At 64.7% G+C, this 19,432-nt stretch carries 21 protein-coding genes; 6 read left to right on the top strand and 15 right to left on the bottom strand.

Annotated elements, in window-relative coordinates; all coding sequences use genetic code 11:
- The 3 genes from fliI to ACXAGF_RS02680 are packed head-to-tail and all read right to left on the bottom strand — an operon-like array spanning window position 1 to window position 2,924.
- A complete protein-coding gene (gene fliI / locus ACXAGF_RS02690; protein WP_475014339.1) occupies window positions 1-1,413 on the bottom strand; it encodes a flagellar protein export ATPase FliI in 1,413 nt (470 codons plus the stop codon).
- A gap of 6 nt (window positions 1,414-1,419) precedes the next feature.
- Window positions 1,420-2,145, bottom strand: a complete 726-nt coding sequence (gene flgF / locus ACXAGF_RS02685) for a flagellar basal-body rod protein FlgF (RefSeq protein WP_475014337.1) — start codon at window positions 2,143-2,145, stop codon at window positions 1,420-1,422.
- Window positions 2,145-2,924, bottom strand: coding sequence for a DUF1217 domain-containing protein (locus ACXAGF_RS02680; RefSeq protein WP_475014336.1), 780 nt, complete (start codon window positions 2,922-2,924; stop codon window positions 2,145-2,147). Before ACXAGF_RS02680 ends, flgF begins: the two co-directional genes overlap by 1 nt.
- A gap of 181 nt (window positions 2,925-3,105) precedes the next feature.
- On the opposite strand from ACXAGF_RS02680, the gene motA reads away from it, so the two are divergent.
- The 6 genes from motA to ACXAGF_RS02650 all read left to right on the top strand — a co-directional run bounded on the left by motA (window position 3,106) and on the right by ACXAGF_RS02650 (window position 8,303).
- Window positions 3,106-3,981: a flagellar motor stator protein MotA gene (gene motA / locus ACXAGF_RS02675; RefSeq protein ID WP_475014334.1), complete on the top strand. Its 876-nt coding sequence runs from the start codon at window positions 3,106-3,108 to the stop codon at window positions 3,979-3,981.
- A 15-nt stretch (window positions 3,982-3,996) separates the two neighbouring features.
- Window positions 3,997-4,929 (top strand): FliM/FliN family flagellar motor switch protein, encoded by a 933-nt coding sequence (locus ACXAGF_RS02670; protein WP_475014333.1) that lies wholly within the window; start codon window positions 3,997-3,999, stop codon window positions 4,927-4,929.
- A gap of 51 nt (window positions 4,930-4,980) precedes the next feature.
- Window positions 4,981-5,574 (top strand): flagellar motor switch protein FliN, encoded by a 594-nt coding sequence (gene fliN / locus ACXAGF_RS02665; protein ID WP_475014331.1) that lies wholly within the window; start codon window positions 4,981-4,983, stop codon window positions 5,572-5,574.
- A gap of 28 nt (window positions 5,575-5,602) precedes the next feature.
- Window positions 5,603-6,637, top strand: coding sequence for a flagellar motor switch protein FliG (gene fliG / locus ACXAGF_RS02660; RefSeq protein ID WP_475014329.1), 1,035 nt, complete (start codon window positions 5,603-5,605; stop codon window positions 6,635-6,637).
- A 138-nt stretch (window positions 6,638-6,775) separates the two neighbouring features.
- Window positions 6,776-7,840 (top strand): flagellar biosynthesis protein FlhB, encoded by a 1,065-nt coding sequence (gene flhB, locus ACXAGF_RS02655; protein WP_475014328.1) that lies wholly within the window; start codon window positions 6,776-6,778, stop codon window positions 7,838-7,840.
- Window positions 7,841-7,859: 19 nt separating this feature from the next.
- Window positions 7,860-8,303, top strand: coding sequence for a hypothetical protein (locus ACXAGF_RS02650; RefSeq protein ID WP_475014326.1), 444 nt, complete (start codon window positions 7,860-7,862; stop codon window positions 8,301-8,303).
- A 33-nt stretch (window positions 8,304-8,336) separates the two neighbouring features.
- Here the strand turns inward: ACXAGF_RS02650 and visR are convergent, their stop codons facing one another.
- The 12 genes from visR to ACXAGF_RS02590 all read right to left on the bottom strand — a co-directional run bounded on the left by visR (window position 8,337) and on the right by ACXAGF_RS02590 (window position 19,316).
- Complete coding sequence (gene visR, locus ACXAGF_RS02645) at window positions 8,337-9,077, bottom strand: transcriptional regulator VisR (protein WP_475014325.1); 741 nt, start codon at window positions 9,075-9,077, stop codon at window positions 8,337-8,339.
- A gap of 9 nt (window positions 9,078-9,086) precedes the next feature.
- The gene (visN, locus tag ACXAGF_RS02640; RefSeq protein ID WP_475014324.1) at window positions 9,087-9,827 is read right to left on the bottom strand and encodes a transcriptional regulator VisN; all 741 of its coding nucleotides are present in this window, start codon (window positions 9,825-9,827) and stop codon (window positions 9,087-9,089) included.
- Between the two features lie 666 nt (window positions 9,828-10,493).
- A complete protein-coding gene (gene fliF / locus ACXAGF_RS02635) occupies window positions 10,494-12,179 on the bottom strand; it encodes a flagellar basal-body MS-ring/collar protein FliF (protein WP_475014322.1) in 1,686 nt (561 codons plus the stop codon).
- A gap of 322 nt (window positions 12,180-12,501) precedes the next feature.
- On the bottom strand, window positions 12,502-12,894 hold the full coding sequence (locus ACXAGF_RS02630) for a hypothetical protein (RefSeq protein WP_475014321.1): 393 nt from the start codon (window positions 12,892-12,894) through the stop codon (window positions 12,502-12,504).
- A 77-nt stretch (window positions 12,895-12,971) separates the two neighbouring features.
- Window positions 12,972-13,526, bottom strand: coding sequence for a chemoreceptor glutamine deamidase CheD (cheD, locus tag ACXAGF_RS02625; RefSeq protein ID WP_475014319.1), 555 nt, complete (start codon window positions 13,524-13,526; stop codon window positions 12,972-12,974).
- Window positions 13,523-13,912: a response regulator gene (locus tag ACXAGF_RS02620; RefSeq protein WP_475014318.1), complete on the bottom strand. Its 390-nt coding sequence runs from the start codon at window positions 13,910-13,912 to the stop codon at window positions 13,523-13,525. Before ACXAGF_RS02620 ends, cheD begins: the two co-directional genes overlap by 4 nt.
- The gene (gene cheB, locus ACXAGF_RS02615) at window positions 13,912-14,970 is read right to left on the bottom strand and encodes a protein-glutamate O-methylesterase CheB (protein ID WP_475014316.1); all 1,059 of its coding nucleotides are present in this window, start codon (window positions 14,968-14,970) and stop codon (window positions 13,912-13,914) included. The genes ACXAGF_RS02620 and cheB overlap by 1 nt, the downstream gene beginning before the upstream one ends.
- Window positions 14,967-15,869 (bottom strand): protein-glutamate O-methyltransferase CheR, encoded by a 903-nt coding sequence (gene cheR, locus ACXAGF_RS02610; protein WP_475014315.1) that lies wholly within the window; start codon window positions 15,867-15,869, stop codon window positions 14,967-14,969. The genes cheB and cheR overlap by 4 nt, the downstream gene beginning before the upstream one ends.
- On the bottom strand, window positions 15,866-16,330 hold the full coding sequence (locus ACXAGF_RS02605) for a chemotaxis protein CheW (protein WP_475014313.1): 465 nt from the start codon (window positions 16,328-16,330) through the stop codon (window positions 15,866-15,868). Before ACXAGF_RS02605 ends, cheR begins: the two co-directional genes overlap by 4 nt.
- A gap of 4 nt (window positions 16,331-16,334) precedes the next feature.
- The gene (locus ACXAGF_RS02600) at window positions 16,335-18,638 is read right to left on the bottom strand and encodes a chemotaxis protein CheA (RefSeq protein ID WP_475014311.1); all 2,304 of its coding nucleotides are present in this window, start codon (window positions 18,636-18,638) and stop codon (window positions 16,335-16,337) included.
- 16 nt (window positions 18,639-18,654) lie between these two features.
- The gene (cheY1, locus tag ACXAGF_RS02595; protein ID WP_475014309.1) at window positions 18,655-19,020 is read right to left on the bottom strand and encodes a chemotaxis response regulator CheY1; all 366 of its coding nucleotides are present in this window, start codon (window positions 19,018-19,020) and stop codon (window positions 18,655-18,657) included.
- On the bottom strand, window positions 19,017-19,316 hold the full coding sequence (locus ACXAGF_RS02590; protein WP_475014308.1) for an STAS domain-containing protein: 300 nt from the start codon (window positions 19,314-19,316) through the stop codon (window positions 19,017-19,019). The genes cheY1 and ACXAGF_RS02590 overlap by 4 nt, the downstream gene beginning before the upstream one ends.
- Between the last annotated feature and the right edge of the window lie 116 nt (window positions 19,317-19,432).

Genomic DNA, 19,432 nt, shown 5'->3' with positions numbered 1-19,432 from the left:
TCACCCTCTCGCTCTTGCATTGCCGGCCATCTGGTTCGCCGGCGCGTTGCGCAGCGCCAGCGCCAGATCGGCGAAGGCATCGGCGGCCGGCTTCTCGCCGGGGGCCTGGCGCAGGACCTCATAGATCACCGGCACCTGCTTGATCGCCATGTCGAGGTCGGCGTCGCTGCCGGGGCGGTAGCCGCCGATCAGCCGCAGGTCGCGCGTTTCCTCGTAGCGATGGATCAGCGCCTTGAGCCGTGCCACGAGCACCTCCTGATCGGACGTCCAGGCCTTGCGCGCCAGGCGTGAGATCGAGGAGAGCGGATTGATCGGCGGATAGCGCCCCTCGTCCGCCAGGCTGCGCTCGAGCACGATGTGGCCGTCAAGGATGCCGCGCGTGGAGTCCGCGATGGGATCGTTGTGGTTGTCGCCGTCGACGAGGATCGAAAGGATGGCGGTGATCGTCCCCGTTCCCTCCGCTCCCGGCCCGGCCCGTTCGAGGAGCCGCGGCAGCTCGGTGAACACGGACGCCGGGTAGCCCCGGGCGATCGGCGGTTCGCCGGACGCGGTCGCCACCTCGCGGATCGCATGGGCAAAGCGCGTGACGCTGTCGACGATGAGGAGCACGTTGTCGCCCTGGTCGCGGAAGTGCTCGGCAATGGTGACGGCCGTCAACGGCGCCATCTTGCGCAGCATCGGGCTTTCGTCGCTGGTGGCCACCACCGCCACCGACTTCGACAGATTGTCGCCCAGCGTGTCCTCGATGAACTCGCGCACCTCGCGGCCGCGCTCGCCGACCAGCGCAATCACCACCTTGTCGAAGGCATCCGCCCGGGCCAGCATCGACAGCAGCGTCGACTTGCCGACGCCGGAGCCGGCGAAGATGCCGAGCCGCTGGCCGAGGCAGAGCGGGGCAAAAATGTCGATGGCGCGGACGCCGGTGGCAAAGCCGGTATCGACGCGCCGGCGGGTCATCGACGGCGGCGCCGTGTTGGCGATCGAGCGGCGGTGGTCACCCTGACCCAGCGGCCCCCGACCGTCGATCGGTTCGCCGAGCGCGTTGATCGTGCGGCCGCACCAGGCAGCCGCCGGCGCGATGCGGAAGGCGCCCTTGCGGATGACCGTGTCGTGGATGCCGATCGGCTCACCCGGCTCGATCGGGCAGACAACGACCGTCTCCGGCTCGACCCGCACCACCTCGCCGAGGTGGATGCCGGTCTTGCTGCGATGGGCGACGAACTCGCCGAGACGCACATGGCGCGACAGGCCGGAGACCGTATAGTTTCCCGCGGCAATCGTCTGTACATGGCCGCCATGGGCCACCGAAAACTCGGGATCGGAATAGCGGCGCACAAGCCCGGCCAGCGCGTTGAGTTTGCGCCCGCCATCGCTTGCGGCGCGCTTTGGTGTGAGGTCCGTCGCCGTCGTCATCGATCGTTACCGACTGCCGCCGAGCGTCTTGACGGCATTGTCGATCGAGGACTCGCTCTGCTGCAGCAGCGAGTTGATCGCTTCGAAGGCACGCGTGACGGTTATCAACTGGGTCATCTCGGAGATGGGATTGACGTTCGATTCCTCGATGAACCCCTGGGCGACGCCGACATCGACACGGTCGAGGACCGGTTCGGGTGCCAGCGTCGGGATGATGCCGCTGTTGCCGGCCCGCACGAAGCCCGCCGACAGGTCCACCTCGAACAGGCCCAGGGCCGCGACCGGCTGGCCATTCTGGTTCAGCTGCCCGTCGGCACTCAGCTTCACGGGCCCTGCGTCTCCATTGATCTGGATCGGCGCGCCGCCGGCGTCGAGCACGGGGTAGCCATTGAGCGTGACGAGGTCACCGTTTTCGGTCAGCGTGAAGCGGCCGTCCCGGGTCAGCGTCTGTCCAGCGGGCGTCTGCACCGCAAACCAGGCCTCGCCCCTGACAGCGAAATCGAGCATGCCGTTCGTCTCGGTCATCCCGCCATTGCGCGTGGACAGGAACTCCCTGCCCTGGTCGACGAAGGCGATCTCGGCCTCGCCGTTGTCGGCGACGACATCGTTGAACTTGATCTCGGTCGCACGGAAGCCGACCGTGTTGGCATTGGCGACATTGTCGGCCAACGTCGTCAGGCGCCGATCGAGCGCGATCTGGGACGAAAGCGATACGTAAAGCCCAGTCTCCATTACCGGCCTCCAAGTTTCAGGTTGTTTATGGAAATGAGAAGGTCGGTCGAGATTCCGGTCAGGCTTGAGGACTGGAACGCCGTGAGCGGATCATAGGAACCGGACGGGTTGTCGATTTCCCACAGCGACGTGAAGCGCTCGAGGAATTCGCCGACCTTCACCGGGTCCTGAAATTCTGCCAGGTCGAGCACATCCTCGAAATAGGCGGCCTGCCGGTCGACGTCGGTGGCCGCGAATTCGACGGGCAGCTGAAGCGCCGTGCGCACGACCTGCGAGATCGCGTCATCGGCGATGATCGAGTAGCCGCTCGTGATCGAGGAAGCCATGCGCTCGAAGTAGAGGGCGAGCCGCACACCTGTGTTGTCGGAGCCGGCATTCACCTCCAGCGTCTGGCGGTTGTACTTCTCGACGACACCTTGCTGTGCGCGGGTGAAGCTGGTTGCAGCCTCGCCATAGCGGGCGAAATTGAGCGACTCGGCCAGCTCCTTGTAACGGCTGTCGGACAGCTTGTTGGCGAAGGCATCCTCGTTGTCGACGCCCTCGGTCAGCACCTTGCGCATGAAGGCCTTGGCGTAGGCCATGTCGTCCAGGCCGTGCGCCTTCATGGCGTAATTGTAAAGCCGGCTGTCGGCGAAGAACTCGTCAATGGACTTAATCGAGCCGATCCTGGCCAGGTAGTACTCGGTCTCGCGCTTGACGTCCGGCTGTTCGGCAACCCGCTTGAGCGAGGTCGCCAGATCAGCCGTGATCAGCTTGTAGCTCGTGTAGGTTGTCGTCACGTAACCGTTCCCTTCGCTTGGCGAGGGCGCGCGGCCCCCCATGCGGCGCCAACCTGACGGTCTTTGCTTGCGCGAACCTGTAACCGGGCGGGCCGGGCTCGGCGACGGCGATACAGCCTCACACAAGGCTCGAACCCTAATCAGGTGCCGTCAGAATTGTGTCGAGGCTTGTGGGCATACAATGAACATCATCATCGGTCTGATCGTTACCTTCGGTTGCGTCCTTGGCGGCTACATGGCCATGGGCGGGCATCTGGAAGTGCTCAACCAGCCCTTCGAGCTCGTGATCATCGGCGGCGCCGGCCTCGGTGGCTTCATCATCGCCAATACGATGAAAGTGGTGAAGGACACCGGCAAGGCGCTCGGCGAGGCGTTCAAGCACAAGGTCCCCAAGGAGCGGCACTACCTCGATACGCTCGGGGTGCTCTACAGCCTGATGCGGGACCTGCGCACGAAATCGCGCAACGAGATCGAAAGCCACATCGACAACCCCGACGAATCCCCGATCTTCCAGGCGGCGCCGACCGTGCTGCAGAACAAGGAACTGACCACCTTTATCTGCGACTACGTGCGCCTGATCATCATCGGCAATGCCCGTTCGCACGAGATCGAGGCGCTGATGGACGAGGAGATCCAGACCATCACCCATGACAAGATGAAGCCCTACGCAGCGCTCACCACCATGTCCGACGCATTCCCGGCCATCGGGATCGTCGCGGCCGTGCTCGGCGTCATCAAGGCGATGGGCGCCATCAACGAATCGCCGGAAGTCCTCGGCGGCAAGATCGCAGCCGCGCTCGTCGGCACGCTGCTTGGCGTGTTCCTCTCCTATTCGATCGTCTCGCCGATCGCCACCAACGTGAAGGCCGTCCGCACCAAGCAGAACCGGCTCTACATCATCGTCAAGCAGACGCTGCTCGCCTACATGAACGGTTCGGTGCCGCAAGTCGCGCTCGAATACGGACGCAAGACCATTTCCTCCTACGAGCGCCCGTCGATCGACGCGGTCGAGCAGGAGATGATGAACCCCGGCGGCGGCGAGTCCCGCGCGGCCTAAAGGAGCAGCAACCACATGTCAGCGACAAAGCCGAAACACGATCCGATCGTCCTGGCGCGCCTGATCGGCCGACTCGGCGACCGGGAAACCATCTCGAAGCGCTGCTCCGCCCTCGGCGAGGTGCTGGCCGGGTCTCTCCCCGACGTCTTTGCCAGCGAGCTCGGGTTCGAGATCGCCGTCGCCTATGCCGGTTGCGAGATCGGCCGATACAGCCAGCTCATCGGCGATCTCGGCGGCGGCATGGCCATTGCCGATTGCGAGCTGCGGGGCTGGAGCGACCAGTATGCGGTCGTCTGCGACAGTCCGCTCATCATCACGCTGGTCGAGAGCATGCTGGGTGCGGAGAGCGAGACGCTCGAGGAGCCGGAACCGCGCCAACTGTCGCGGATCGAGCTGGACGTCGCCACCATGGTGTTCGCCAAGGTCTCGAGCGTGCTGAAGACGGCGGTCGGCGGCGATGCCGGCCAAGAGCCGGCGATCGGCCCGCCCTACAATGTCGAAGGCCGCAGCGCGCCCGAAAACGGCTCCGAGGACGTCTACGCTGCGCTCGTGAAGATGTCGGTCGGCTTGGGTCCGGTACTGTCCCACTTCTACCTGGTCGTGCCGCAGTACGTCCTGCTGAAGTCGACGATATCCGCGCCGAAGCCCCCCAACGCCGTCAGGTCGCGCCAGGACTGGAGCGAGCAACTGAGCGAGCAGGTCCGGCGTTCAAAGGTGACCCTGCAGGCGCGCATCCGCCTGGAAAGCCAGACGCTCGGGACAATCAGCCGGCTGCAGGCGGGCGACGTCATCCCCTTCCACGACGCGGGCGACGTCCGGGTCGACGTGAGCGCCAACGGCAACAAGCTCTATGTTTGCGAGTTCGGCCGCTCCGGCGCACGCTACACGGTTCGCGTGAAGGATACCTACGGGTCGGAGGACGAACTGCTGCAACACATCGTCGGGTAGACCCGGTGGGCTGTCCGGCCTCGGGCAAGTTTCAAATGGAATAGTGATCACATGGCACCGAAAAAAGCACCCCTTGCAGACGACCTTGCGTCGACCATCAACGCCAACGACGGCGAGCTCGAGCAGGCCATCGACGATCTGCGCGGCGTCCTGAAGCAGGATGCGGCCGGCTCGGCCGCCACCGATTTCGGCATGGACTTTCCGGACGCGGACGCGACCGATCCGCTTGCGGCCTTTGGCGACGATTTCGGCTCGACCGGTACAGACGCCGGATTCGGCGGCGACTTCGGCGCGACCGAAGCCGGCTTTGGCGCCTCCGACTTTTCCGGCAGCGACTTCGGCGGCGCCGAGACCGGGGATACCGAACCGGCCCGGCCGGGAAGCGCGCTCGAGGCCAATCTCGGCCTGATCATGGAAATCCCGATCGACCTGCAGATCGTGCTCGGCTCGTCGCAGATGCAGGTCTCCGGCCTGATGAACCTGTCCGAGGGCGCCACCATCGCGCTTGACCGCCGGATCGGCGAGCCGGTCGAGGTCATGGTCAACGGCCGCGTCATCGGTCGCGGCGAAATCACCATTCTCGAAAACGACGACACCCGCTTCGGCGTCAAGCTGATCGAGGTCATGAAAACGTCCAGGAACTGATCCCGGTCCAGGGTCTCAGGAGGCATCCATGATGGATTTCGACAATTTCGGCAGCACCGCTGTCGGCGCGCCGCTCAGCCCGGTCGACAAGGCGGCGGCGGTTCTCCTGGCGATGGGCAAGCCGGTGGCCGGCAAGCTCTTGAAGTTCTTCACCCAGGCCGAGCTGCAAGGCATCATCGCCGCGGCCCAGAACCTGCGTCCGATCCCGCCCCAGGAACTGCTCGAACTCGTCAACGAATTCGAGGACCTCTTCACCGAGGGCGCCGGCCTGATGGACAACGCCAAGATGATGGAGGGCATCCTCGAGGAAGGCTTGACGCCGGACGAGGTCGACGGCCTTCTTGGCCGCCGCACCGCCTTCCAGGCCTACGAGACGACCATCTGGGACCGCCTGCAGGATGCCGATGCGGTGTTCATCAGCCGCTTCCTGCTCAAGGAACACCCGCAGACCATCGCCTACATCCTGTCGATGATGCCGTCCGCCTTCGGCGCCAAGGTGCTGCTGGAGGTGCCGGAGGAAAACCGCGCCGACATCATCAACCGCACCGTCAACCTGAAGGACGTCAGCCCGAAGGCTGCCGCGATCATCGAGAACCGCGTCATCGAAATGATGAATGCGTTCGAGGCCGAGCGCAACTCGCCCGGCTCGCACAAGGTTGCCGACATGATGAACGAGATGGAGAAGACCCAGGTCGACGAACTGCTCGCCTCGCTGGAGACGATCAGCACCGCCGCCGTCAAGAAGGTGCGGCCGAAGATCTTCCTGTTCGAGGACCTGCTCGCGATGCCGCAGCGCAGCCGCGTCTCGCTGTTCAACGACGTCGCCGGCGACATCATCACGGCGGCCCTGCGCGGCACGTCGATGGAATTGCGCGAGGCGGTGCTGTCCTCGATCGGCGCGCGCCAGCGGCGGATGATCGAATCGGATCTCGCCGTCGAAAATCAGGGCAACCCGCGCGAGGTCGCCATCGCCCGCCGCTCCATCACGCAAGAAGCGATCCGCCTGGCGGCGTCCGGTCAGATTCAGTTGAAAGAAGCGGGAGACGCACAGGCCGCGGCCTGATCCCGCTTGACACCCCCTCCATCAGGATCGACCGTCCAGAGGGCCCGAATCTCCTGAAGAATCGGGTCCTTTTTCTTGCGCCGGGTTCGGCGCGGGAAAGCAGGCCCGGCGGGTCGCGCAAGTCGAGGGGGATTGCCGGTGGCCGACGGCGAGGACAAGGACAGCAAGACAGAAGCCCCGTCGGAGAAAAAACTCCGTGACGCGGCAGAAAAGGGTAACACGCCTTTCGCGCGCGAAGTGCCCGTCTTCGCGTCCACGGTCGCGATCTATCTCTTCCTGGTCTTCTTTCTGCCCGGCGGCATCGCCAGGATGGCGGAAACGCTGCGCGATCTCTTCGAGCAGCCGGAGGCTTGGGATCTCGAGACCAGCGGAGACGTCGTGGCACTGTTCCGCCACCTCATCTGGGAAGCCGGGGCGATGCTGCTGCCGGCGCTCGCCATGATGATGCTCTTCGGGCTCGCCGCCTCGATCCTGCAGAACATGCCGAGCCCGGTGCTGGAACGGGTGCGGCCGCAAATCTCGCGCCTGTCACCGATCAAGGGTCTCGGACGCATGTTCGGCAAGCCTGGCCTGGTCGAGTTCGCCAAGTCGCTGATCAAGGTCGGGGCGGTATCGACCTTCGTCGTTCTCGTCCTGTGGGACGACTACTTCGCGACGCTCAATGCCATGTTCGCTGATCCGCTGGCGATCCTTCACGTGCTGGCACAAAACGCCAACACGATCATGGTGATCATCCTCTTCGCCACCGCCGTCATCGCCGTCATCGATTTCGCATGGACGCGCTATCACTGGCTCTCCGAACTGCGCATGACCAAGCAGGAGGTCAAGGAGGAGCACAAGCAGGCCCAGGGCGACCCGATCGTCAAGGGCAGGCTGCGGTCCATTCAGCGCGATCGCGCCCGCAAACGGATGATCTCCGCAGTCCCGCGCGCGACCCTGGTCATCGCCAACCCGACCCATTTCGCCGTGGCGCTGCGCTACGTCCGAGAGGAGAACGACGCTCCGATCGTCGTCGCCAAGGGCCAGGACCTGGTGGCGCTGAAGATTCGCGAGCTGGCGGAACAAAACGGCATACCCGTCTTCGAGGATCCACCGCTAGCCCGCTCCATGTTTGCGCAAGTCTCGGTCGATAGTGTCATTCCACCGGTGTTCTACAAGGCCGTGGCGGAGCTGATTCACCGGGTTTATCAGCGCCCCAGATGAGACGGGTAAACGAGATCCGATGAGAAAATGCTCCTATTCTGCCCAGCGCGAGAGGATTGTCGCCGAAGCTATTGGTCCCGTCGCGACGGAGCTCAGGCTGCTCGACGCCGCCGACCTCGTATCGCTGCTGCGCTTCGAGTGCTACGGAAACCTGGCCGATCTGGTGGCGTCGGCCGCTGAACTCTATTTCCTTCCAGGCACCGTCGTGTTCGGCGCCGGCGGCGACTACAAGCTTGACTGGGGCGGCGAGCCCGAGGTCACGCTCGACCTCGAACTGCGTCCGCAGGGCGTCACCGTCTACGCGCGTCTGCAACTCGGCAACGAGCAGGCCGGCGTCGAGATCACCCATGTGGCCTTCGACGATCCGGCCGTCGATCCGGAGGACAACACGGCCCTCCTGGCGGAAAGCCTGAAGGGGGCGCAGTTCAAGCGCATGAGCGCGCCGGTCGCGCACAGTCACTAGCCAAAGGTCGCGGGCCTGGCGCCCGCCGGATCGCTAGCGAATATGGCCAAGGCGGATCGCCTTCGCGATCGCCTGGATCCGGTTGACGGCATCGAGCTTGGTGGTCGCGCTGCCGAGATAGGCATTCACCGTGTGCACGGACAGGCCCATTTTCTCGGCGATGGCCTCGCTGATGCAACCGTCGCCGGCCATCTGCAGGCATGCGATCTCGCGTTCATTCAAGGCTTCGGACGGCTGCACCTTCTTTTCGTCCGCGGCCAGCAGGTCGACCATGAGCTGGCTGGCCCGCATATGCAGGTCGAGCACGACGTCGACGCCGATGTCGAGCACGTCACCGGTGAAGACGACAAAGCCGCCGCCGCTGGAGCCCAGCCGGACGGGAAAGGCGATGCCGGCAAAGGGGACGCGCCAGGATGGCAAGCGCTCGGTGAAAGACAGCAGTTCTGCGGCGATCACCTGGCAGGCCTCGCCTCCTTCCCAGACAATCGGCAACAGCGAACCTTCCAGATGCGCCATCAGCGATTCGCCATGGGCTTCGAGCAGCAGACGCACCTGGCCCTCGGCCCGGTCCATCCCGTTGCTGAGGGCGCAGTTGAGCCGGCGCGCCGAGGGCAGCCCCTGGCCGCGGGTGCGGAGTACGGCGAAGTTTCTGGCGCCGATCAGCTTTTGCAGGTGCAGCAGCGTCGCCGCGGCATCGCTGCTGCGTGGCGGCTTCGAGAGCCTTGAAATCCGGATCTCCGGATCGGCGGCGGCCTGCGAGAGTTGGAATTCCATCGGCGCCCCTCAGACGAGATTGTTGCGGACGGCCCAGGCAATGGCCTCCGACCGGGTCTTGGTGGCGGTCTTTCGCATCACGCTGGTGATGTAGTTGTTGATGGTGTTGCGCGAAATGCCGAGGATCACCGCGATTTCGTCGCTGGTCTTGCCCTCGGCGATCCAGTAGAGGCACTCGACCTCGCGGTCGGTCAGATCGGACTCGCGATCCTGCCGAGCCTCAGTCTGGCAGCAGACGCTGGCGAAGTAGCCGGCGAGCAGGCCGACGTCCCGCAACTTGTTCTGCGACAGGATAATGTGCTCGGGAAAGAGCAGAAGCAGCGTCATGCGCACGCGGCCGACATTGAAGGTGATCGCGCAGTATTCCCGGGCGAGGCCGCCAGGCAGTGCGACGTCGTCGGCAAACTGCGAGAAGGCCGGCTGCATGAGGATGCCGCAACGGTCGATGTCGCTCATGCGCGACAGCGCTGCCCCCACCGAGCCGGCCAGACTGCGCACCATGTCAAAGGGCCAGTCCGAGGCGACCACGAAGCCGATGTCGGAACTGAACGACAGGTCATGCCTGACCAAGAGGTAGTGGGAGGCACTCACATATTGGGTCAGCGCCCGAAGACCTGCGGAAAGACCGGCTCGATCCGCGCAGCGTGCGAGTTGATGCACCAGAAGCTCGCGTGCACTCTTGCGTTCACCGGCGATCGCGGAGAATCCATGCGGTTCCCGGAGCGCTACATCCGCTCTGATCGTTTCCATTACAGCCCCCGTTGCCGACCCCGGCTGGCTCATCCCGCCTCCCCTCGCGTCGGGGCTGAACTTGCAGCCCCACCGCGATCAAGCCGCCTGGGCGAGATTCACCAAACGAATCAGTAACTAAAGTGTACATCGGCGCGATTCAAAAGCCACAGGCACCAGTTGGGGATTTACTTTCGCCAGACTTCGTGAGTCGATTCGCTCCCGCTACACGGCGGCGACGCGACGCAATTCCCGGTAGGCGGATTAAGCTTTTGTTAGCAATCCGGATTTCCGGATCGCCCCTGCGTCAACCGCCGGTGCGGCGGGCAGGATCGACAGACAAAATTCCGGGGTCCGGCGGCATCTGCACCGCCGCAGCGCCGCAACATTTTTTTCAATCGCCTCGCCTTCTTTGCCATTTGTGTGACTGACGTAACGGTAGAAGGGGCAATTGCGCAGACGGATCGTCGCTTTTGAGTCACACCCGACCCGAAATGCGCCCGTGCACGCCGGTACGGTGAAACCTGCCGCGGTGCGTTGCGGCCGAGCCCCGCGCTTGCGGGTGACTGGAAACGGCAGCGGAACCTGTACGAATGACCGAGAACGACCGCCGTGGTCCCCTGGTCCGGCTCAGGCGACAATCCCGCCCATCGGCGGGACTGTCTGTCTTGCCCAAAGACCTGAGGGTCAGGCGGCCTGGTTTTCGGCCCACTTGCGCAGGATCTTGGCGGCGCGCTCTTCGCTGATCTCCACCATGCGGGCGAGGCGCCGTTCCGGCCCCTCCTTGACGCGCCGGTTGAAGACGTTCTCGCTCTCGTCGGCGGCACTGAGCAGATCGTCGGTACTGTCGAAGCCGAAGTCTGAACCGAAGCCGTCCATCAGGGCGCCGCTGCCGGCCCCCACGCCAATCGCCGGCGAGAAGTCGGGCAGTTCCAGCCCGGCGCCGTCAGCCTCCAGGGCGGTGCTGCCGGCGCCGCCGGTGACCGAACGCACGACCGGCCGGAAGCCGAACCAGACCACCAGGACGGCGACCGCGACGAAGGCGAGCGCATTGATGATCGCCGAGAAGTTGCGGGCCAGCGTCTCCACCAGGCCGGGCCCGGGCACGGCCTCGTCCAGCAACTGGTCGTCGAGGAAGGTCATGGCCGTCAGCGTGACGACGTCGCCGCGGTCCGTGTTCAGACCTGCGGCAGACGCAACGATCTTCTGCATCTCGGCGAGGTAGGCGTCGATCTTCGCTTGGTCCGCCGGCTCGCCGACCAGCGTGGCGACGCGGCCCTGGTTGACGACGACGGCAACGGAAAGGCGATCGATCTTGTAGCTGTTGCGAACGGTGGCGATCGTCTTGCTGTTGATCTCGTAGTTGGTCTGCTCTTCCTTCTTGTCGGCCTCGTCGCTCGACTGCGGGCCGATGCCCTCGTCGGGGCCGCCCTGGGGAATGTTCTGCTCGACCGTGGCCGGCTTCTGTAGCTGGCTCTGGTTCGACTTCTGGCTTTCCCGCGTAACGCGGATCGAGCGCTCGACGCGCGATTCCGGATCGTAGACGGTTTCCTGGGTCTGCTGCGAGTCGGTGTTCAATGCCGCCATGACGCTGGCGCGGAAATTGTCCATGCCGAGAAAGGGTGCGAGCGCCTTCTCGATGTTGCGCTCCACGTCGTCCTGGACCGACTGGACGATGTTGAGCGAGCGGTTGAGCGTGTTGCTGTCGGAGTCCTCGCCGGAGGCGAGCAGCTGACCGGCCGAATCGAGGATCGTCACATGCTCCGCTTCGAGACCGGGCACCGAGGCTGCAACCAGATGGCGGATCGACGCGGCGGCCTTGCGTCCGGCCGTGCCGCTGGCCCGGATCATGACCGATGCCGTCGGCGACTGCTCGGCCCGGCGGAAGTTGCCGCGGTCCGGCATGACGATGTGGACGCGGGCGGCGGCAATGCCGTTGATCTGCTGCACGGTCCGGGCGATCTCGCCCTCAAGCGCCCGGACGCGGGTGACCTCCTGCATGAACGAGGTCAGGCCGAGCGAGCCGACGTTGTCGAAGAGTTCGTAACCGGCGTTGGAGCCGCTGGGCAGGCCGCGTTCGGCGAGATAGAGCCGGGCCTTGCCGACGTCGCCGACGGGAACCTGAAGGCTCGCGCCGTCGGTGCCGGTCTTGAAGTCGATGTTTGCTTCGGCAAGGGCGATGCCGATCTGGTTGAGGTCGGTGTTCTCCAGCCCGACGTACAAGGTCTCGTAGGCCGGCTTGTTGACGTACAACGCGGCGGCAAGCACCAGACCGACGGTCACCACCCCTGCGCCCGCCAGGACCGCCAGCTTCGCCTGTCCCAGCGCAGCCAGGTTCTTGCCCATACTCTTAAGCTGATCCAACAGATTCATTCTGTTCCCGCACGAACTATCCCGGGCTGCCAGTGGCCATGAATTGGCGCCGCCCGCTCAGTTTAACTTGCCCAACCCTGGAAAGGTGCCACAGCCATCGACGCCTTCAGCCCCAGAAATTGCACAGGCCATAGTGACCCGTGCCGCAAACTAGATGGCGAAACTTGCGCGAGCGTTTCGCGCCGCGGCAGGCGATGGGCCTGCCCGACAATACCGCAAAGCGGTTCGCTCTGGGCCGTCACTGGTGGGCAGGCCGCAACGAAAATCGCCGCACGAAGCCGGGGCTTGTGCGGCGCAAAAATGGTTCGAACGGGCCGTCAGATCAAAAGGCTTCGAAGTCGCCGGCCGCCTTCGCCAGTGTCGGCGCCAGCGCAACGGACGCGCGGCTGCCCAGCGCCTTCTGCATGTCGGCAAGCTTGACAAGGTTGAGCGCCGTCGTCACGTCGATCTCCCAGCCTTCCGGCATCCCGGCGGTCATATGGCCGATGAAGTCGGCCAGCCCGCGGGTCTTCTGCACGGCGAGATCGATGCCCTGCAGCACCATCATGCGCTCGGCCGCGTTGACCGGTCCCGCCTCGGGATGCAGGTCGCCGAGAAGGGGTTCAATCCGCTCGACCAGATGGGCAACATTGTTCAACTCGGATACGATCCGCATCAGTACAGCGGGTAGAGGCTCCCCGACGACGGATGCGTTGCCCAGATACTCGGTCTTCATGGCATCTCCACTTCCCGCACGGTGGCTTTTGCACCGCCGGTGACTTCCCTTGCATTGCCTGAGCCCACCTGGTGGCCTCAGAAGAATTCGATCGCGCTTTCGGCCGGCTTCGGCGGCGCGACCGGGCGCTGCTCCAGCGCGACCGTCCGCTGCGTCTCCACGCCGGTCAGCGCGTGCTGCCGCGCCCGCCCGGTCGACGGCCAAAACTCAAGCTTGCGCCCGTGCTCACCGCCGGTGCTTTCGCCAACGATCCTGATGCCTTCGTCCATCAGGAACTGACGGGCGAACAGGGCGTTCTGCTCGCCGACATTCGAGAAGCGCGCGATCGTCCGCGCACCGCCGAAGATCTTGGCCTCCAGCCGGTCGCGGCGCGCGCCCTGCTTCAGCAGGCCGTTGATCAAGAGTTCCATCAGATGCACGCCGTAGCGGGTCGCATCGCCACCGGAGGACAAGGCCTCCGCCGACCCCGGCAGGAGGAAATGGTTCATTCCCCCCACACCCGTCACAGGGTCGCGCATGCAGGCGGCAACGCAGGATCCCAGAATCGTCGTCAGCACGACGCTCGGATCGTTCACCACCTTGTACTCGCCCTGGATTACATGGACGCGGCGCGTCCCCGCTTCATTGATCATTTCAGGGACCCGAACACAGCTTCGATGGCAGCCTTCATCTTGTCGATGGTGAAAGGCTTGGCGAGCACGTTGTTGGCCCCGAGCGCGGCTGCCTTCTGCACGAGGGCACGGTCGCCCTGCGCGGTCAGGATGATGAAGGCCGCCTTCTTCGTCGTCGGATTGGCCCGCACATGCTGGAGAAACACCAGCCCGTCCATCTTCGGCATGTTGAAGTCGGAGATCACCAGGTGGTGCGGCTGCTGGGTCATGATCTTCATGCCCTGCTCGCCGTCGCCGGCTGCGGTGATCTGCTTGAACCCGAGCTGTTGCAGTGCGTCTCCCAGCAGAAGACGACTGGTGACCTGGTCGTCGACGATGAGTACCTTAATCTTTTCAGCGATAGACATTATTCGCTCCCTTCTCTACGGGCGGCTGTAAGCTTCAAAATTTCCTCCCCGATGGAAGCGAGTGGAATCTGGTGTTCTACAGCACCCAGTTCGTGTGCCACTCTGGGCATTCCATATACGACGCAGGTCTTTTCGTTCTGACCGATGGTGCGCGCACCGGCGTGGCGCATCTTGAGCAGGCCGGCCGCCCCGTCACGCCCCATCCCGGTGAGGATGACGCCCACGGCATTGCGGCCGGCAAGTTCGGCAACCGAGTCAAACAGCACGTCGACCGACGGGCGGTGGCCGTTGACCGGATCCCGGTCCAACAGCCGGCAGCAGGGCGCAGAGCCATTGACGACCTGCAGGTGGCGGTCGCCGCCGGGCGCCAGGTAGATCTTGCCGATCTCCAGTCGGGCGCCGTCGGTGGCTTCCTCGACCCTTGGCGCACAGAGGCGGTTGAGGCGATCGGCAAAGCTCCGCGTGAAGGTCGGCGGCATGTGCTGCGTGATCACCGTCGGCGGGCAATTCACCGGAAACTTCTGCAGGACCGTGATCAGGGCTTCGACGCCGCCGGTCGACGCGCCGATGGCGACGATCTTGCGGCCGTTGCGGTAGGCGGCAGCCGCGTTGACGTTCGCAGCCGGACTTGCCTCGACAGGCGCGCTGCGGCGGATGTGACGCCACTGCGAGCGTGCGGCGGCCTTCACCTTTTCGGCGAGATCGCCGAAGGGCCTGGCATCGCCGGGCTGGGGCTTGCCGACGCAGTCAAACGCGCCGATTTCCAGCGCCGCCAGGCTCGCGTCGGCGCCGTGATGCGTCAGCGTCGAGACCATGATCACCGGCATCGGGCGCAACCGCATGATCTTGTCGAGGAACTCCAGCCCGTTCATGTTGGGCATCTCGATGTCGAGCGTGACCACGTCCGGGTTGAGCTGCTTGATGGCGTTCCGCGCCTCCATCGCGTCGCCGGCCTGGCCGACGACGCTCACGCCCGGGTCCGCGCTCAACACGGCCGTAATCAGGCCGCGCATGGTGGGCGAGTCATCGACGACCAGCACGCGAGCGGGGGCGGTCATGGGCGTCCCCCCTTGCCGGCAAAGCGATAGGTGGTGATGCCGATATTGTCGAAGTGAGCCTTCGCCTCGCCGGAAACGCGCTCCGAGTGACCGATGTAGAGATGGCCGCCCGTGGCCAGCATGCCGGCGAAGCGCGACCAGATCTTCATCTGCGTCGGCTCATCGAAATAGATGACGACATTGCGGCAGAAGATCACGTCGAACGGACCCTTGAACGGCCACTGGGCCATCAGGTTAAGCTCGTTGTAGGTGATCAGCCGCTTGACCCGGTCGTCGACCTGCCACTTCTGGCGACCATCAATCTCGACCTCGCGGAAATACTGCTTGCGCATGGCCGGGTCGACCGTTTCCAGCGCCGTCTGGTCATAGGCGCCGACGCGGGCGTGGGCGAGGATCTTGGGGTCGATGTCGGTTGCCAGGATGCGGAAGTCATAGTCGGACGCGTTCGGCAGCAGCGACAGCACGGTCAGGGCGATCGAATAGGGCTCCTGGCCATCCGAGCAGGCCGCCGACCAGATGCGGACGCGGCCGCCCGCCCTGGCGCGTGCGATCAGCGCCGGCAGGATCTCGCCCTTCAGGTGCTCGAAGTGATGGTTCTCGCGGAAGAAGCGCGTGAAGTTGGTCGTCAGGTGCGAGAGCATCTCGCGCCGCGCTGCGGTTCCCGCCGGCGAGGACACCAGCGCACAGTACTCGCGAAAGCCCTTGAGCCCGAGATTGCGGATGTGCTTGGACAGCCGGGAATAGACGAGCGAGGCCTTCGTCTCATTGAGGTAAATGCCGGCGTCCGCATAGATCATCGCGGCGATCTCGGAAAGATCGCGGCGCGTCAGCGGATATTCGCCGCTGGCGAGGCACTCGTCCGGAGAAAGTCTTGGCTCGTAGGCGGTCGCGATCGTCATGCCGCCTCGCTTTCGATCTGCGGAAACAGGGCCTCGAGCTCGATCATGCAGATCATGCGGCCCTCGATGGCGAGAATGCCGCGGGCGTAGTTCTTCTCCAGTTCGCTGGCGATATCCGGCGTCGGCTGCACGTTTTCGTCGGTGACGGTCAGGATGTCGGAGACCGCATCGACCAGCAGGCCGACGACCTTCATCCCGACCTGGGCGACGATGATGACGTGGCGTACGGTCGGCTCGGCGGGCTTCATGCCGAGACGGTGGGCAAGATCGATGATCGGCAGCACCGCGCCGCGCAGGTTGATGACGCCGAGAACATATTGCGGCGCATGCGGCATCGGCGTGGCGGGCGTCCAGCCACGGATCTCCCGCACGGACATGATGTTGACACAGAACTCCTGCTCCCCGATCCGGAAGGCGATCAGCTCCCGACCCTGTGTCAGTGACTTGGCTGCATTGGTCATGACGTCATCCCACTGCCGCAAGCGCCATTTCTGGCTTCAGGGACTGGCCGCGGGAGGCGGAGACGACGGCATCGACGTCGAGGATCAGCGCCACCCGTCCGTCGCCGAGAATGGTCGCGGCGGCAATGCCCGGAACATGCGTGTAGTTGGCCTCCAGGCTCTTGATCACGACCTGGCGCTGGCCCTGGATCGCGTCGACCATCAGCGCCCGCTGCCCGCCGCCCTCGGACTCGACCAACAGCGCGACGCCCTCGACCGGGTTGGCCCGGCTCGTGCGGAAATTCAGGATCCGGCCGACGTCCACCAGCGGGCAGAAGGAGTTGCGGATCGAGATCAGCCGCTGGCTGGCGCCGAAGGAATGGATTGCCGAGGCCTCGGGTTGCAGCGTCTCGACGATCGCCGTCAGCGGCACGACCAGGGTCTGGCCGGCGACCGTGACGACCATGCCGTCGAGGACGGCAAGCGTTAGCGGCAGGCTCATGGTGAAGACCGAGCCCTGGCCCGGCTTCGACGAGATCGAGATGCGGCCGCCGAGCGCCTGGATCGAACGCTTGACGACGTCCATGCCGACGCCGCGACCCGAGATGTCGGAAATCTTGTCGGCCGTGGAGAAGCCGGCATGGAAGATCAGGTTGTCGATCTCCTCGTCGGTCAGGTTGGCGTCGGCGGCGATCAGGTCGTTGTCGATCGCCTTCTGCCGCACCTTCTCGCGGTTGATGCCGCCGCCGTCGTCGGCCAGTTCGATGACGATGCGGCCGGAACGGTGCTTTGCGGTGAGCCGAACCGTGCCTTCCGGATTCTTGCCGATCGCGGCGCGTTTCTCCGGCGTCTCCAGACCGTGGTCGACGGCGTTGCGGATCATGTGCGTCAGCGGCTCGGCGAGCTTGTCGATGACGGTCTTGTCGACTTCGGTGTTCTCGCCTTCCGTGATCAGCCGGACGGACTTGCCGGTGGCGTCGGCGATTTCGCGCACGATGCGCGACATCCGCTGGAACACGGGCTTCACCGGCTGGGCACGGATCGCCATCACCGAGTCCTGGATCTCGCGCGTCAGCTGCTGCAGTTCCTCAAGCCCCATGTTGATCGAGGAAACGCCATTGTTGTCGTTCTCGATGACGCTCTGGGACAGCATCGCCTGGTTGATCACCAACTCGCCGACGAGGTTGATCAGTCGGTCGACGCGGTCGAGGTCGACGCGGATGGTCGGCGCCGCGGCGGAGGAAGCGGCGGCGGCCTGGGCAGCCGCCTGCTGGGGCGCCGCCGTCGGGCGCGGCTCGGCCTTGGCAGCCTCGCGGCCGGTAGCCGGCATCGGGAGCACGTTGCCGGCGGCTTCGGCAAGGCTGGCGACCTCGACGGCGCCCGTCGGCACGGCAGACTCCACGTCACCCATGCTCGCTCCCGCCTCAAGACCATCATCGAGGATCGACAGGTCGAAGGGGACGGGCTGCATCGGCGGCTCCTCGCCCTCCTCGCCAACAGCCTCGACCTCCTCCTCGAGCGTGCGGATCTCGAGGTCGCAATCCCATTCGGCGAATTCGAATACCGAACGCACCCCATCCTCGCCCGTGTCTGTGGCGATGGAGATCTTCCAGGAGAAATAGGACTCCTCCGGGTCAAGGTCCTGGAGGAGCGGCAGGCGACCCATGTCGCAATGAATGCTCATCTCGCCGATGCGGGAGAGATCCCGCAGGAGCAGTGCCGCCTCGTTGCCCTTGGCATAGAGGTCGCGCCTTGGCTGGAAATGCACCTCGCAGGTCGGCACATAGGGCGCTTCGTCCGCCGGCTCGTCGGCGAAATCGTCGAAGGAGAACGGGATCGGCTGGAAGCCCTCGTCGTTGACCGCAGGCTTGGCTGCCGGGGCGGGTGCCTCGGCCATCGGCGCTGGAGCCGGCCTTGCCGGCGGCGCCTCGGCCGGAGCCGGCATTTCTCCCTTGGCGAGAGCCTCCAGCTCGCGGATCAGTTGCTTGCTGCGGGTCTCGTCGACGCTGCCGCCGTCGCGGGCGGCATTGGTCAGGTCGGCGAGGACGTCGGCCGACTTCAACATGACCTTCAGCACATCCTGGTTCGGCTCGAGCTTGTTGGATCGAACGCAATCAAGCGTGGTCTCGAAGACATGGGCGAAGGAGACCAGATCGTCCAAGCCGAAAGCACCCGCCCCGCCCTTGATCGAGTGCACCGCGCGGAACACGGCGTTGACCGTCTCCGGATCGCGGTCACCATCGTTCAGCTTCAAGAGACCCGATTCCAGTTCCGCGAGTTGTTCCTCGCATTCCTGGAAGAAAATCTCCTTGATTTCGTTCATATCCATCGGGAAGAACCTCGACTTAGGCGGTTACGCGCTCGATTGCATCGATCAGCTTGGTGGGGTCGAACGGCTTGACGATCCAGCCGGTCGCGCCGGCCTGGCGGGCACGGTTCTTTTTCTCCGCGTCGCTTTCGGTGGTCAGCACCAGGATCGGGATCGCGCGGTATTTCTCGTTGCGGCGCACGCCCTCGATAAAACCGAAGCCGTCAAGGCGAGGCATGTTGATATCGGTCACGATGACGTCGGGATTGGCCTGCTCGAGCACCTCCAGCCCCTCCACGCCGTCCTCCGCCTGGATCGTCTCGAACCCAGCATTGTTGAGCGTCACCAGAAGCATGTTCCGGATCGTCCGTGAATCATCCACGGTAAGCACCTTCTTCTTCATTGCTGAATCTCCTTGGCCAGCAGGTGTTCAATGTCCACGCCGATGAGTTGCATCGTCTTCAGGAACGGCTCGGACGCCTTCGCAAACGTGTAGCTTCGCTGGTCGGCCTCCCAGGTCTTCGCGCCGGCCATCAGGACCTGTGCGCACAGGGCACCGACGCGTTCGACGGCGGACGCATCGATCGAGAGGTCGCTGCCCTTCATCGCCAGCAACCGTTCGCGAAGCGCCACCGCCTCGTTGATGTCCAGCACGGGTGCAAGGTTCAGGCTTTTTCTTGCCGCCTTTTTGCTCGCCATCACTGCGCTCCTTGTCTGCGTTTGTGGGTGTTGAATGTCGGAGTGGATACGCGCGGAAGCGGCCCAACGTGGCGCTGGTGCCATTCCGTCTGAAAATGGTGGCGAGGTCCATGCCG

The sequence above is a fragment of the Mycoplana sp. ABR4_002 genome, from assembly GCF_056159645.1.
This window is presented reverse-complemented; position numbering and strand designations above follow the sequence as displayed.

Excerpts from the sequence above, each read along its gene's own strand:
- cheB (WP_475014316.1), bottom strand. The coding sequence starts at position 14,970 with ATGACCGCCCCCGCTCGCGTGCTGGTCGTCGATGACTCGCCCACCATG.
- fliG (WP_475014329.1), top strand. The coding sequence starts at position 5,603 with ATGATGGATTTCGACAATTTCGGCAGCACCGCTGTCGGCGCGCCGCTC.
- motA (WP_475014334.1), top strand. The coding sequence starts at position 3,106 with ATGAACATCATCATCGGTCTGATCGTTACCTTCGGTTGCGTCCTTGGC.
- ACXAGF_RS02600 (WP_475014311.1), bottom strand. The coding sequence starts at position 18,638 with ATGGATATGAACGAAATCAAGGAGATTTTCTTCCAGGAATGCGAGGAA.
- ACXAGF_RS02590 (WP_475014308.1), bottom strand. The coding sequence starts at position 19,316 with ATGGCGAGCAAAAAGGCGGCAAGAAAAAGCCTGAACCTTGCACCCGTG.
- ACXAGF_RS02670 (WP_475014333.1), top strand. The coding sequence starts at position 3,997 with ATGTCAGCGACAAAGCCGAAACACGATCCGATCGTCCTGGCGCGCCTG.
- ACXAGF_RS02620 (WP_475014318.1), bottom strand. The coding sequence starts at position 13,912 with ATGTCTATCGCTGAAAAGATTAAGGTACTCATCGTCGACGACCAGGTC.
- cheD (WP_475014319.1), bottom strand. The coding sequence starts at position 13,526 with ATGATCAATGAAGCGGGGACGCGCCGCGTCCATGTAATCCAGGGCGAG.
- visR (WP_475014325.1), bottom strand. The coding sequence starts at position 9,077 with ATGGAATTCCAACTCTCGCAGGCCGCCGCCGATCCGGAGATCCGGATT.
- flgF (WP_475014337.1), bottom strand. The coding sequence starts at position 2,145 with ATGGAGACTGGGCTTTACGTATCGCTTTCGTCCCAGATCGCGCTCGAT.
- fliN (WP_475014331.1), top strand. The coding sequence starts at position 4,981 with ATGGCACCGAAAAAAGCACCCCTTGCAGACGACCTTGCGTCGACCATC.
- ACXAGF_RS02630 (WP_475014321.1), bottom strand. The coding sequence starts at position 12,894 with ATGAAGACCGAGTATCTGGGCAACGCATCCGTCGTCGGGGAGCCTCTA.
- ACXAGF_RS02650 (WP_475014326.1), top strand. The coding sequence starts at position 7,860 with ATGAGAAAATGCTCCTATTCTGCCCAGCGCGAGAGGATTGTCGCCGAA.
- cheR (WP_475014315.1), bottom strand. The coding sequence starts at position 15,869 with ATGACGATCGCGACCGCCTACGAGCCAAGACTTTCTCCGGACGAGTGC.
- fliI (WP_475014339.1), bottom strand. The coding sequence starts at position 1,413 with ATGACGACGGCGACGGACCTCACACCAAAGCGCGCCGCAAGCGATGGC.
- cheY1 (WP_475014309.1), bottom strand. The coding sequence starts at position 19,020 with ATGAAGAAGAAGGTGCTTACCGTGGATGATTCACGGACGATCCGGAAC.
- ACXAGF_RS02605 (WP_475014313.1), bottom strand. The coding sequence starts at position 16,330 with ATGACCAATGCAGCCAAGTCACTGACACAGGGTCGGGAGCTGATCGCC.
- fliF (WP_475014322.1), bottom strand. The coding sequence starts at position 12,179 with ATGAATCTGTTGGATCAGCTTAAGAGTATGGGCAAGAACCTGGCTGCG.
- visN (WP_475014324.1), bottom strand. The coding sequence starts at position 9,827 with ATGGAAACGATCAGAGCGGATGTAGCGCTCCGGGAACCGCATGGATTC.